Source organism: Blautia sp. St.27G3 (assembly GCF_059728505.1).
Map to the genome: position 1 here is coordinate 1,412,567 of NZ_BAAGFO010000001.1, position 13,761 is coordinate 1,426,327.

Sequence of the window (13,761 nt, forward strand, 5' to 3'; positions counted from 1 at the left end):
CCCTCTATGGATTACTTCGCCTCGTACATCTCCTCGTAATACTTCTGGTAATCTCCGCTTGTCACATGCTTCATCCAGTCTTCATGCTCAAAGAACCATTTTATTGTCTTGCGGATTCCCTCCTCAAACATGGTTTCCGGTTCCCAGCCAACCTCTGCACGAATCTTATCCGGCGCAATCGCATAACGACGGTCATGCCCCTTCCGGTCCGTCACATACGTAATCAGTTCTTCGCTGACAAGCGCTTTTCTGGGATCATCTGCCGGAAGCATTTCCTGGAGCGTGTCCAGAATAATATGGATAATCTGAATATTTTGTTTCTCATTGTGTCCGCCAATGTTATAAGTTTCAAACAACCGGCCTTTTTCCTGTACCATGTCAATTCCCTTCGCATGGTCCTCTACGTAAAGCCAGTCACGAACATTTTTTCCGTCGCCATATACGGGAAGCTTCTTCCCCTGCAATGCATTGTTGATAATCAACGGAATCAGCTTCTCCGGAAACTGATACGGGCCGTAGTTGTTGCTGCAATTTGTAATATTTGCCGGAAAATGATACGTATCCATGTAGGATTTCACGAGCATATCCGAAGAAGCCTTGCTTGCCGAATACGGACTGTGCGGATCATACGGGGTCGTCTCATAAAAATACTCGCCCTCTTCCTCCAGCGAACCATAAACCTCATCCGTCGACACATGCAAAAACTTCTTGTCCGGCTTGAAGGTACCGTCCGGCAGCTCCCACGCCGCTTTTGCCGCGTTGAGCATCACCAGCGTTCCAAGCACATTTGTTTTCACAAATACCTCCGGGTTACGAATACTCCGGTCTACATGGCTCTCTGCTGCAAAATGTACCACCCGGTCAATATCATTTTCGTCAAAAATGCGGTGAATCACCTCAGAATCACAGATATCCGCCCGGATAAACTGATAGTTTTCCCTGTTCTCCACTTCCTTCAGATTCTCAAGATTTCCGGCATACGTAAGCTTGTCAACATTGATGATACGGATTGCATCACCATACTTGCGGAACATATAATGAATATAATTTGCCCCGATAAATCCGGCTCCTCCTGTAACAAGATATGTCCTCATAAATAACCCTCCGTATATTTTTTTGTTTTTTCTCATCATCAATTTTCCATAAACTGATGATTTTACCAAAGTCTGTTGTTCAGTATAACATCATTCTTCCCGGAATTCAACCTTCAGAACATCCTCCGGCTTTTCTGAAAATCAGGAGCGAAAGCAGCATCCTACATTTCCGGTACCGGCGTTGGCCTTGCATTATCCCAGACGCTGCTTACATCAAACAGATCACTCAGCATCTCCGGATTGTAGTACATCCGGTACCCGTCGAGATTCCGACGACCCTGGCGCATATAATTGTCTCCGAACTGCACCCAGTTTTTAGAAGAATCCACATTGCAGTAAATATTGAATCCCTTTTCTTTGAGATAAGAAAAATAGGGATTGTCACTTGTATACGGCTGCCAGCCTCCGATGTCCGCGCCAAATGCAAAAATAATGACATCCGTATCGCCTACCACTGCCGCCACATTATTCAGCCACCGTTCCGTATCCTTCATCACACCGTCAATTCCAGTTGCCTGCGGAGAAATATGCCCCCAGGTATGGCTTGCAAATTCCCATCCGTTCGCTTTCATCGCCTCCGCTACCTTTTGTGCCTCAGACACCTCGTTCTGCCAGGCTGCCTCATCAAAATCCGGATGCTCGTTCAGGAACTTCTGCTGATATTCCGTCACACGTCCTGCTTCTTTCGTGCGGTACACCTCATCCGTCCGATAACCCAGCACGCCTTCGTAGCCCGTCAGTGCAATGATTCCCTTATGGCCATGATAAGAAAAATCCGGATGTTCCTTTACGAAAGTATCAATCCAGGGAACCATATCATAATCCCCGACTGAGATACTGCCATCGTCCTCAATATACGTATTTTTCACGTCGCCATTTTCATCGACAATCAACTTCTGTGCAAAGCCGTCTCCATCCATATAATGGTAATAGCTCACATCGTCCTGCGACAGTACAAACGGCGTCTTTCCCGGAGGCAGACGGATTTCACCTCTCGTCACCGTGCCGTCACTGTTCACGGTACACATATCATGCAGGCTCACCATCACATACCCTTTCTCATACATGGACTGCATGATTCCGGCAAACTCGCTCATAGTCGTCATAACCTGGTTATATCCGCCTTCTTTGCTGTCACCGTCAAAGGCTTTGCTGTTATCCCTGATCATTGTATGAAAAAATACATGTGTAATCTGATCCAGCGGATACGAGCTGCAACTCGACTTTGTATTCTCATAGCCTGCCACCGCATTCTGCAAATTCTGACTTGCCGTATAGCCTTCTGCGGATTTTAAATAGAAAATAGCACCGTCGTAATCATACTGCATCGCCATACGATCCGCCTTTGCAATCAGTTCTGCCTCCGTCCCGACAGCAGCCGGAACATTTCCTGCGGTCCCATCGCTCACCTGACCGCCCGCAGACATACTGCTGCCCTGCAACTGTTCCAGATAATTCCGAGGTTCTTTTTTATTCTTTCCTGTCAGCTGCGGAACCGCCACATCTTTAATCAGAATCACCACCAGCACAACCACAATCAGCACAAGCAAGGAAATAATACATTTAACAATCAGTTCATTTCGCCGCCTCTGCTGCCTACGCTGATGCAGTTTCAAATCCCTCTCTTCCATAAAATCTCCTCCAAAACACAGGATATAACCTGAAAGAATATATTTTTATAAAGTATCTCGTTTATACCGGAAAATATACCCTCATTAAATAGGTGGTACGGAAGCCGGCCGCAGCGGGTCCCAGGCGGTTTCCACATCAAAAAGATCGCTCAGCATCTCAGGATTATAGTACATGCGATAACCGTCAATATTTCGCCTCGACTGACGGACATAATCTGTTCCGATCTGCATCCAGTGTTTTGCGGAATCCACACCGCAAAAATAATCAAAGCCACACTGTTTCAAGTAGGAAAATCTGTCTCCCGAATAGCTCTCTGCGCCGCGGATATCCCCACCGAACGCATAAATCAGCGTATCCGTCTCTCCGATCAGCGGCTCTACCCACGTCTCCCACCGATCTGTATCGCGTTTGAAAGCGTCCATACTGATACCGTTCGTCTCATGCATATTCTGATGGCCCCACGTATGGCTTGCAAATTTCCAGCCATTGTTCTTCATGACTTCCGCCACCTTTTTTGCGCCTTCACATTCCTTCTCAAAGGCCGCCTCGTCAAAACCACCCGGATAGGAATCAAAAAATGCCTGCTGAAAAGCAGTCACCCGGCCAGCTTCTTTTGTCTTATATACCTCGTCTGTCCGATAACCCAGAATTCCTTCATAGCCGGTCAGAGCCACATACCCCTTCTGTCCGTGATACGAAAAATCAGGATGTTCCTCCACAAAACGGTCAATGAGCGGCACCATATCATAATCTCCTACCGATACAGTCCCGTCTTCCTCAATATATTCGTTTTTTACATCGCCATTTTCATCAACAATCAGGCGGCTTGCAAAACCATCACCGCTCATATAATGATAATAGCTTACATCGTCCTGCGACAGTACGAACGGTGTCTTATCCGGCGGCAGCATAATATCCTTTGCAGCAAATGTCTTCCCGCCGTTTCCATCTTCTGTTCCCGGCACCAGCTCATCAATAAACACCATCACATAACCGCGGTCATACATTTGCTGAATAATACTGATAAACTCAGTTTCTGTTACCATAAACTGATTATAGCCGCCTTCCCGTTCATCTCCGTCGAAGGCCTTTTTCGCGTCATGTATCAGCGTATGGAAAAAAATATGCGTCACATCCACTGCACGATACGGCACACAGGCATTTTTCTGCTTTTCAATATCTGCTGCTTCTGCCTGATACTCCTCGTTTTCCTCATAATCCGGACTGCTCTTCAAAAGTGCCAGCGCACCGTCATAATCATACTGCATTGCCTTGAGCTTCGCAGCCTCCAGCAAATCTCCGGAAGGAGCCGACGTCGTATGCTCACTAGTTTCGGTGTCTCCGTCCGTAGCTTTGTCTGCATCTTTATTCTCGCCTGTCGGCTCGCCTACAGTCGGCTGATCTGTCCCGTCACTCGTCATCGAGCCCTTACCGTTTGTTCCTGAACCGTCTTTGGAGTTCATCTCCTGACGCTGTATCTCTTTTTGCTGTGCCATTCGCTCGGCGCCCGTCTGCTTCGTCCCATGTCCAAGCACAACCTCATAAATGATCGCAGCCACCAAAAGCACAATCAGAACACCCATTGCGATCATCAAAGCCTGCATTTTCCTGGCGTTTTCCTGCTCGCGCTTTCTTGCTGAACCCGTCACAATGTGCGCCGACCGGCGAATGCCATCTGCTTTCCTTTCGATCCTGCTCCGCAAAGAATCCTGCTGCGCAGGCTGCTCTTCCTCCAACTGCTTTTCCTGCTCTTCCTGCACCTGCTTCTGTATCTTTATCTGCCTTCTATGTGCAAGTTCTCTCTCGTAATTGTCATCCTCGCCGTAAATCCTCGGCTTTCCTGTTTTTTTTCTTCCGTCGTCCATTTCGTTGCACCCCTTTTTTTGTCTAAAACTGACAAAATTCACTATAAATAGGATAGTTGATTGACCATCCTTTGTCAATCAGACTGCACGTCATATTTCCTTAATTTTTTTGATCCTGCCACTTAAAACCCCTTCTTTACGAATCCTCATTCCAATGGTATGATAGAAAAAGATTCTAAAAAAATGATCTAAGGAGAATACTGGTAATGAGCATGACCTGGGAGGGAAAACCTTATCGTTCGCTTGATTATGAGATGAAAACTCATTTTGGCGAAAAAGTATACCGCCTGGCGCTAAACGGAGGCATGACCTGTCCCAATCGAGACGGTACAATCGGTCATGGCGGCTGCATCTTTTGCAGTGGCGAAGGAAGCGGTGAATTTGCCGCTAAAGCCTTTCTTTCCATCCCCGAACAGATTTCTCTTCAGAAACAAATCATACGGAAGAAACGCCCTGTTCATAAATTTATCGCCTATTTCCAGGCTTTCACAAATACGTATGCCCCGGTCTCCTATCTGGAACAGATTTTTACACAGGCCATGGAAGATCCAGAAGTCGCCATACTGTCTGTCGCCACGCGTCCAGACTGTCTGCCGCCTGATGTGCTTGCGCTTCTTGCACGCCTGAACCGGCAAAAACCAGTCTGGATAGAACTTGGTCTTCAGACAATTCACGACAAAACCGCAAAGCTGATACGCAGGGGATATCCTCTCACCTGCTTCGAAGAGGCTGTTCATCATCTGCGTACGAGTGGAATTGATGTGATTGTTCACACAATTCTTGGACTGCCCGGGGAGACGAGAGATCAGATATTGGAAACAATCTCCTATCTGAATGACTCTGGCATCCAGGGTATCAAACTCCAGCTTCTCCATATTTTAAAGGGTACAGACCTGGCATGCTATTATGAACAGACAAAATTCCCTGTGCTGTCTATGCAGGATTATATTTCTCTGCTGATTGACTGCATCGAACGGCTTTCTCCGGATATTACCGTTCACCGTCTCACCGGAGACGGACCAAAAGATCTGCTGATTGAACCACAGTGGAGTACACAAAAGCGAACCGTACTGAACCAGATCCATGCCGCGTTTCGTACCCGTGATACGTGGCATGGAAAACTTCTACCAATATCAACCTATGCTGCGAAGGAGGCGCCCCATGTCAGAACCATTCACACTGTATAAACTTATTATTCTTTATATGTTGCAGAAAGTTGATTTTCCACTGACCAATTCCCAGATCTCAGAATTTATTCTGGACCGCGGATATACCACCTATTTCACGCTTCAGTCTGTCCTTTCTGAACTGGCTGAAAGCGACATGATACGTCAGGAAATCATCCTCAATTCCTCCTATTATTCTCTGACAGAGTCAGGAGAAGAGGCACTGTACTATTTCCAGAACCGCATCTCAAAATCCATACGTGACGAAATAGACACCTATATCAGCGAAAATAAAATGAAGTTGCGCGATGACGTATCTGTTTTAGCAGATTATTATAAAAACACAGCAAACGAGTATTCCGTCCGCTGTATTGTAAAAGAGAAATATTCCAACCCGATCGAACTGACCATTACAGTCCCGGATGAAGTTCAGGCAAAAATAGTCTGCCGCAACTGGAAAGATCACTGCCAGCACATTTATGAACATATTATGAAAGAACTTCTATAAAAAAATGCGCAAATCACATTTGTCACGCGCGAGCGGTGCGGCATACAGCTCATTTCTTCTCCGACAGTTACGCATCCTACCTGAAGGCTTTTGTCATATAGTTATATTTTCATATGTTATTTTTTTAAGAAACAAAATTTTCCATACCACAAAAAAGAGGAGCAGCACGCTCCTCTTTTTCATCTGTAGTCTGTAAATGGAATCTTAATAGAACTGGTGATCTCCTATCTTCATACCTTTTCCGGATCCTGTATTGAAGTAAAGGGCTCCTCCTACAGGATTCTCTCCTCCGATGGCTGCTACAGCCGCATCGTAACAGGCGCTGGGGACGCCATTCGCAAGTGCACTGGAAAGTGAACCGCTGGATGCCGGTGTAAACTGACCACCCTGATAAATAACTTCACTGATTGAGTTCGGGAAAGAAGAACTGTAAACACGGTTCATAACTACCGCACCTACTGCAACCATTCCCTCATAGCTCTGATTTCCTGCCTCACAGTAGATCAGTGCTGCCAGAAGCGCTGTGTCATCTGAACTTCCTGTAGACGGCGCATCGGTCTGAGGCGCATCCGTCTCTGGAGCTTCCGTCTGCGGTGCATCGGTCTCCGGTGTTTCCGTCTGAGGCGCGTCAGTCTGGGGAGGTGTCGCAGTTGCCTCATTTACCGGATTCCACCATGCATCGTAAAGGATGCCTGTGCCCGAATCATAAAACAGACCTGTGGAAGCATCATAGTATATACCCGTCTCCGGGTCATAATAACTCTCCGCCGGAAGTCCCTGTGTACCGGTCTCCTGGGAAGAATCACCACCATTTACCATTGTATCGTTATCTGCATCATAATAGGAATTATCATCTGAATCATCTACGTATGTGTCATCTGATGTATAAGTATCGCCCGATGTATCGTTTCCTTCCGTATATGTGGAATCCGGCGTCGTCTCACCAGCATAATTCCCTTCTGTATTTGTCTCACCTGTACCAGCTTGTACACCTGAACCTGAAGGTCCCTGATATACTGCGTCAGTAGCAACAGCTGTATCCATAAGCAGTACGCGCGAAACATCCTCCGAAGATACGTACGCCACGCTGTCTGCGCCGTTTTGTACCTGAATCCATTTTTCACCGGCTTCTGTCAGGATAAATGAGTCGCCATACTCCAAGGAATCCAGTACCTGAGAGCTGCCATCCATATCAGCATACAGCTTTACATCATCCCAGGTAGTCGCAACCCCTTCTATACCATGCGTCCGCGCCATTCCTTCCGCATCTGCTCCATAAACAAGATATTCACTTTTTACAAAACCAGTCAGACCACCGGAATAAATCTCTGTCCACTCTTCTCCCCGGTTCAGCACCCACGCTGCCCCTCCGTGATACAGATATCCGATCACCTTGCTGTTTTCATTTGCTGAGCTTCGGATATTAATACCGGTACTCACCACATCGTCATTCGTAACCGCAATCTGAGACCAGGCGTCTTCCTGCTGATACGGAATCACAATCGTATCTTCCCCGGCCATCGCCGTGGCGCTCATCAACACAGATGCCGCCATAACCGCTGCCGTGCAGACCGCAAACCCTTTCGTCCTCTTCATACTTATATCTCCTCCTCGAAGTGCATTCAATACATTTCTATTAAATTTATTACGTAATTGTTAACTTATGTTACAGGTGTATTGTAATATGTTTAATCATTTTTGTCAACTATTATTTTTACAAGAATTAAAAGGAACGATTCTGCTCCTCCATATCCCCTTTGCTATGCGCAAATTCCCTTAACATTCCTTATGTATTACTTCCTTATTCCACATTTTTCCTGTACATTCTACAAATATAAAAACCACCCGGAAAGATATTTCTGCTGCCGCAAAACCTTTCCGGGTGATTTCATCTTTTTCCATTATTTGTAATATTATCGTAATATTTATATTTATTATAATCTACGCTGCCGATTTACCTCATACATCAGCACCGCTGATGCCACCGCCGCATTCAGCGACTCCACCTGACCGCACATCGGAATTTTAATATACGTATCTGCCATATTCGCCGTCTCATCTGAAAGTCCCCTGCTTTCATTTCCGATTAAAAAAGCTGATGGACCGCGATAATCCATTCCATCATAAAAGGCCTTCCCCTTCAGATGCGCCGCATATACCGATACCCCCGCCTTTTTCAGGGATACAATGTCATTTTCCCACTCTTTTGTATAATAGAAAGGCATGCGGTAAATCGCCCCCATCGTCGAGCGAATCACCTTTGGATTGTAAATATCCACACATCCCGGACTCATCAGAATGCCTGTAACCCCCGCGCCTTCCGCAGTGCGCAAAATAGTACCGAGATTTCCGGGGTCCTGAATATTTTCCAAAATCATGACAAACGGCCGTTCTCCCAGAAGATCACGCAAACTGTAATGATACTGCCGCACCAGGCACAATACGCCCTGCGGGGTTTTCGTATCGGAAATACTTTCAAAAACATGATCCGAAAGCAACATAAGCGGCGCTCCCTGCTGCGTCCCGGCAGGCCCAACCTTTCTGCCATCTCTGTACTTACCGTCTCCGTCCTTCTCAAAACCCTCTTTATCCGCAAACAATTTCGTGTGCTTGTGGAAAAAGCTCTCGGAAACATACGTCTGTACCAGGCGCTCACGCGGAACCTCCTGATACATCTTGATTCCTTCTACAATAAATACGTCCTTTTGTGTACGCTCCCGCGCTTTTTTCTGAAGCTGCGCAAGCTGCCTCACCTGAGCGTTTGATGTGCTGGTAATCATTTCTTTCATGTTATTAAATCGCCATCGCCTTCGCTACACGCACTACATACTCCGGCAAATCCTTCTGCATAGCCAGTGCCTCATTAATATCAATATCCGTATAATTTCCGTCTTTAAATGCCACCACGCGATTCGACTTCCCTTCTGCAAGAAGATCTGCCGCATAAGCCCCCATGACAGAAGCATACACACGATCCCGGCAGGTCGGGCTGCCGCCTCTTTGCATATGTCCGAGAATCGTGGCCCTTGTCTCCACACCGGTGGCCGCCTCAATCCTTCTCGCCATACTGGTGGAATGCCCGATTCCCTCCGCGTTGATGATAATATGATGCTTTTTCCCACGCTTCCTGTTGTGAATAATATTATTAATAAGCACCTGCTCATCATAATCATAGCGCTCCGGAAGAAGAATATCCTCCGCACCATTCGCAATGCCGCACCACAGCGCAATATACCCGGCATTTCTGCCCATTACTTCAATAATACTGCATCGCTCGTGGGACGTGGAAGTATCACGTACCTTGTCAATGGCTTCCATCGCCGTATTTACTGCCGTATCGAACCCAATCGTATAATCGGTACAGGCGATATCCAAGTCAATCGTCCCCGGCACGCCGATCGTATTAATGCCACGGGCTGCCAGCTGCTGCGCTCCCTTAAAAGAGCCGTCTCCTCCGATCACCACAAGCCCGTCAATCCCATGCTTTTTGCAGATCTGGGCGCCCAGATCCTGGCCTTCTGCTGTACGGAACTCAGAACAGCGCGCCGTATATAAAATGGTACCGCCCTTTGAAATCGTATCCGAAACAGAACGTGCATCCATATCTACAATCTCTTCATTTAAAAGACCCTTGTAACCCTGTGAGATTCCCTTTACCTTAAGCCCCCTCGCGAGAGCCTTGCGAACCACTGCCCGAATCGCCGCATTCATCCCCGGAGCATCTCCACCGCTGGTCAGTACGCCAATCGTCTCAATCTTTTTTTCCATATCGCACCTCCTGCTTTTCCATAAGTCACTATTCTGACCGATCAAATCCTGCGCCGCGATGCGCTGCAAGCACCCTGTTATCTGTCAGATGACGGTATTCATTCTAATTCATTTTCTTCTATTTGTAAAGGCAACACTGCGCTTTTCCCTGTATCGTTTATCCTTTTCCCTGCACCACTTTGATATTCTCTTTCCCGAAAATGCTATAAAGTTCTTCCAGCAGCTCATCATTTGCATTTACGGTCCAGTTCTCACCAAGTCTTCTTACCGCCCGTTCACTTCGCACAAAAATCACAACGCGGTCCTTCCCCTCACAGTGACGCAGAACCCCGAACAAATCCTGTTCGCGCATTTCATAATCTTTCTTATCTGAAAACTGCACCCAAAGCTCCTGTGGAATTTCCTCAAATGTCCATATCTTTTCACAGATCAGTTTACTTGGCCGGTCGTCCTCACAGCTCACGCGCCCACGCACGAACACTTTACTGTCCTGTGTAAGCATCTGACTGTTTTTTTCATAATCCCGTGGAAACACAACGACCTCCACCGTCCCCACCAGATCTTCCAGCGTCAGAAACGCCATCGTTTTATTCGTCTTTGTATATTTAATTGTCTTACCTGTAATCATGCCGCCAACAATCGCCGTACTGTTATCCAGTACCCGGGAGGCCCCCGTCTCCTCGTCAAGTGCAAAATCTGACGTCACGTTTGTGATTCCCTTTTTCCAAAGCTTTTCGTATTTTTCCAGCGGATGTCCACTGATATAAATGCCAAGCACTTCCTTTTCAAATGCCAGTACCTGCTCTTTGTCAAACTCTCCGACGTTTGGCATCTGCACCTGAAATTCCTTTTTTTCCTCATCGCCCATCAGATCAAACAGCGACATCTGGCCCGTAACAGAATGCTTCTTCTCCTGAACCGTATGATCCATAATGGCTGCATAGACCTGCATAAACTGTTTTCTGGTCCCGCCAAGACTATCCATGGCGCCCGATTTAATCAGGTTTTCCACCGCCCGCTTATTTATCTCACGCCCCGTTGTACGCTCAATAAAATCCGCAATGCTCTGATAGCGCCCATAAGCCTCACGATTTTCAATAATCGCGTCAATCACCGGTTTTCCAAGACTCTTAATCGCAAAGAGACCATAACGGATGTTTCCGTTGTCCACAGAAAAATTCCCTACTCCGACGTTAATATCCGGCGGCAGAATCGCAATTCCCATCTGGCGGCAGGTCAGAATATATTCTGCCACCTTGCTCGGATAGTCAATCACAGACGTCATAAGCGCTGCCATAAACTCTACCGGATAATAGTATTTCAGATAAGCCGTCTGATATGATACAACAGCATAGGCGGCAGCATGGGATTTATTAAACGCATACTTCGCAAAATCTGTCATATCATCAAAAATCTTATTCGCTGTCTTTTCATCAATACCGTTCGCCGCACAGCCCGGTACGCCCTCCGTCTCATTTCCATAAACGAAATTTTGACGCTCCTTTGCCATGACGGCTGTTTTCTTCTTCGACATCGCCCTGCGCACAAGATCGCTGCGCCCCAGCGTATAACCGCCGAGGTCCCGCACAATCTGCATTACCTGCTCCTGGTAAACGATACATCCGTACGTTGCCTCCAGAATCGGTTCCAGCTGCGGACAGTCATACGTGATATCCTCCGGATGGTCCTTGCCGCGGATATACTGCGGAATAAAATCCATAGGCCCCGGACGGTACAGAGAAATCCCGGCAATAATATCCTCCAGGCTTCTCGGCCTCAGTTCCTTCATAAAGCTTTTCATCCCGGCACTTTCAAGCTGGAACACTCCTTCCGTCCTGCCTGTGCCGATTGAATCAAGGACCGCCTTATCATTGTAATCAATTTCCTCCATCACGATCTTTTTCCCGCTGCTTTTTTCCGCAAGCCGCACGGCATTTTGAATCACTGTCAGCGTACGCAGACCGAGAAAATCCATTTTCAGAAGTCCCAGCTCTTCCAGCGTCGTCATTGTAAACTGCGTGGTAATTGTACCGTCCGATGCACGGGAGAGCGGCACATATTCGTCCACAGCCTTCTGGCTGATCACCACGCCTGCGGCATGCATCGACGTATGGCGCGGCAGTCCTTCCAGACGCTTGGACATATCAATCAACTCATGCACCTGCGCATCATTTTCGTACATTGTGCGCAGCTCCTGACTCATATGCAGCGCCTTGTCAATCGTAATATTCAGCTCCTGTGGAACCATTTTGGCAATCGTATCACAAAGCGCATACGGAAGGTCCATGACACGCCCCACGTCACGAATCACGCCGCGCGCCGCCATGGTACCAAACGTAACGATCTGTACAACCCGGTCCTTCCCGTATTTTCGCACAACGTAATCAATAACCTCCTGCCTGCGTTCAAAGCAGAAGTCAATATCAATATCCGGCATTGATACACGCTCCGGATTCAGGAAACGCTCAAACAGAAGATTGTAACGGATCGGGTCAAGCTGCGTAATCCCAAGCGTATACGACACAACACTTCCTGCCGCTGAACCACGGCCCGGTCCTACAATAATGTCATGTTCTCTCGCAAAACGGATAAAATCCCATACAATCAGAAAATAATCGACATAACCCATTTTCTGAATAACCGACAGTTCATATTCCAGACGCTCTTTGAGCTCTCCTGCTCTGTCTCCATACAGCCGTTCCAGACCTTCAAAGCACAGCTTATTCAAATACTCCCACGACGTATATGGTGACGGCACATCAAACTTCGGCAGCTTTGTCACTCCAAATTCAATGTCCACTTGGCAGCGCTGCGCAATCTTATGTGTGTTCTCCAGCGCCTGCGGCGCATACGGAAAAAGCTCTGCCATCTGTTCTGGCGACTTCACATAGTACTGTCCGCCTTCATACCGCATACGGTTCTCATCCGCCAGCTTTTTTCCTGTCTGAATACACAGCAGAATATCGTGCGACGCCACATCATCCTCATACGTATAATGTACATCATTTGTCGCCACCAACGGAATATTCAGCTCACGGCTCATGCGCAGCAGCTGCTGGTTTACCATTTTCTGCTCTGCAATGCCATGATCCTGCAGCTCTAGGAAATAATTGTTTTCACCAAAAATATCCCGGTACCGAAGCGCCGCCTCCTTTGCCTCCTCATACATGCCGCGCACAAGATACTTCTGCACTTCACCGGCCAGGCACGCACTTAATGCAATAATTCCTTCATGATATTCCCGCAGAATTTCCATATCAATCCGCGGTTTATAGTAAAAGCCCTCCGTGAAGCCCCGCGAAACGATTTTCATCAGATTTGCATAACCCGTGTTATTCTCCGCCAGAAGTACAAGATGGTAATAACGGTCCTCATCATTCCCGATCTCACGGTCAAACCTTGAATTTGGCGCGACATACACCTCACAGCCCAGGACTGGATTGATGCCGGCTGCTTTTGCCTCCCGGTAAAAATCAATCACACCGTACATAACCCCATGGTCTGTAATCGCTGCGCTGTCCATTCCGAGCTCTTTAACGCGTGCAACATACTCTTTTATTTTATTCGAACCATCCAGCAGACTGTATTCCGTATGGACATGCAAATGCGTGAAATTCACAGTAATATCTCCTTTTCCCGTAAAAAATTAGTTTCATTATAAAGGAAATAGCGCTTGTTTTCAATTACAACCTTCCGGATAATTGGAAAAGCCACAAAATATACAGCGA

9 protein-coding genes are annotated in these 13,761 nt (G+C 47.1%); 2 read left to right on the forward strand and 7 right to left on the reverse strand.

Annotation, left to right across the window (positions count from 1 at the left end; genetic code table 11):
- Positions 1-11: 11 nt before the first annotated feature.
- The 3 genes from rfbB to AC6I2O_RS06550 form a co-directional block, all read right to left on the reverse strand.
- Positions 12-1,094: a dTDP-glucose 4,6-dehydratase gene (gene rfbB, locus AC6I2O_RS06540; protein ID WP_120391350.1), complete on the reverse strand. Its 1,083-nt coding sequence runs from the start codon at positions 1,092-1,094 to the stop codon at positions 12-14.
- 161 nt (positions 1,095-1,255) lie between these two features.
- On the reverse strand, positions 1,256-2,725 hold the full coding sequence (locus AC6I2O_RS06545; RefSeq protein WP_497742162.1) for a polysaccharide deacetylase: 1,470 nt from the start codon (positions 2,723-2,725) through the stop codon (positions 1,256-1,258).
- A gap of 84 nt (positions 2,726-2,809) precedes the next feature.
- Complete coding sequence (locus AC6I2O_RS06550; protein ID WP_497742163.1) at positions 2,810-4,591, reverse strand: polysaccharide deacetylase; 1,782 nt, start codon at positions 4,589-4,591, stop codon at positions 2,810-2,812.
- Between the two features lie 212 nt (positions 4,592-4,803).
- On the opposite strand from AC6I2O_RS06550, the gene mnmL reads away from it, so the two are divergent.
- Together mnmL and AC6I2O_RS06560 are read left to right on the forward strand one after the other, a co-directional pair.
- Entirely contained in the window at positions 4,804-5,778 is a 975-nt protein-coding gene (gene mnmL / locus AC6I2O_RS06555) for a tRNA modification radical SAM protein MnmL/YtqA (protein ID WP_497742494.1), read from the forward strand.
- On the forward strand, positions 5,753-6,265 hold the full coding sequence (locus AC6I2O_RS06560) for a DUF4364 family protein (RefSeq protein WP_120391110.1): 513 nt from the start codon (positions 5,753-5,755) through the stop codon (positions 6,263-6,265). Before mnmL ends, AC6I2O_RS06560 begins: the two co-directional genes overlap by 26 nt.
- Positions 6,266-6,469: 204 nt before the next feature.
- On the opposite strand, the gene AC6I2O_RS06565 is transcribed toward AC6I2O_RS06560, so the two are convergent.
- The 4 genes from AC6I2O_RS06565 to AC6I2O_RS06580 all read right to left on the reverse strand — a co-directional run bounded on the left by AC6I2O_RS06565 (position 6,470) and on the right by AC6I2O_RS06580 (position 13,652).
- On the reverse strand, positions 6,470-7,861 hold the full coding sequence (locus AC6I2O_RS06565) for a cell wall hydrolase (protein WP_497742164.1): 1,392 nt from the start codon (positions 7,859-7,861) through the stop codon (positions 6,470-6,472).
- A 338-nt stretch (positions 7,862-8,199) separates the two neighbouring features.
- Positions 8,200-9,045 (reverse strand): TrmH family RNA methyltransferase, encoded by an 846-nt coding sequence (locus AC6I2O_RS06570; RefSeq protein ID WP_497742495.1) that lies wholly within the window; start codon positions 9,043-9,045, stop codon positions 8,200-8,202.
- A 13-nt stretch (positions 9,046-9,058) separates the two neighbouring features.
- Positions 9,059-10,033 (reverse strand): 6-phosphofructokinase, encoded by a 975-nt coding sequence (gene pfkA, locus AC6I2O_RS06575; protein ID WP_120391112.1) that lies wholly within the window; start codon positions 10,031-10,033, stop codon positions 9,059-9,061.
- Positions 10,034-10,190: 157 nt separating this feature from the next.
- Positions 10,191-13,652, reverse strand: a complete 3,462-nt coding sequence (locus tag AC6I2O_RS06580; RefSeq protein ID WP_497742165.1) for a DNA polymerase III subunit alpha — start codon at positions 13,650-13,652, stop codon at positions 10,191-10,193.
- Between the last annotated feature and the right edge of the window lie 109 nt (positions 13,653-13,761).

Bases quoted from the DNA above. Each gene is read 5' to 3' on its own strand.
- rfbB (WP_120391350.1), bottom strand. From the start codon at position 1,094: ATGAGGACATATCTTGTTACAGGAGGAGCCGGATTTATCGGGGCAAAT.
- AC6I2O_RS06545 (WP_497742162.1), bottom strand. From the start codon at position 2,725: ATGGAAGAGAGGGATTTGAAACTGCATCAGCGTAGGCAGCAGAGGCGG.
- AC6I2O_RS06550 (WP_497742163.1), bottom strand. From the start codon at position 4,591: ATGGACGACGGAAGAAAAAAAACAGGAAAGCCGAGGATTTACGGCGAG.
- mnmL (WP_497742494.1), top strand. From the start codon at position 4,804: ATGACCTGGGAGGGAAAACCTTATCGTTCGCTTGATTATGAGATGAAA.
- AC6I2O_RS06560 (WP_120391110.1), top strand. From the start codon at position 5,753: ATGTCAGAACCATTCACACTGTATAAACTTATTATTCTTTATATGTTG.
- AC6I2O_RS06565 (WP_497742164.1), bottom strand. From the start codon at position 7,861: ATGAAGAGGACGAAAGGGTTTGCGGTCTGCACGGCAGCGGTTATGGCG.
- AC6I2O_RS06570 (WP_497742495.1), bottom strand. From the start codon at position 9,045: ATGATTACCAGCACATCAAACGCTCAGGTGAGGCAGCTTGCGCAGCTT.
- pfkA (WP_120391112.1), bottom strand. From the start codon at position 10,033: ATGGAAAAAAAGATTGAGACGATTGGCGTACTGACCAGCGGTGGAGAT.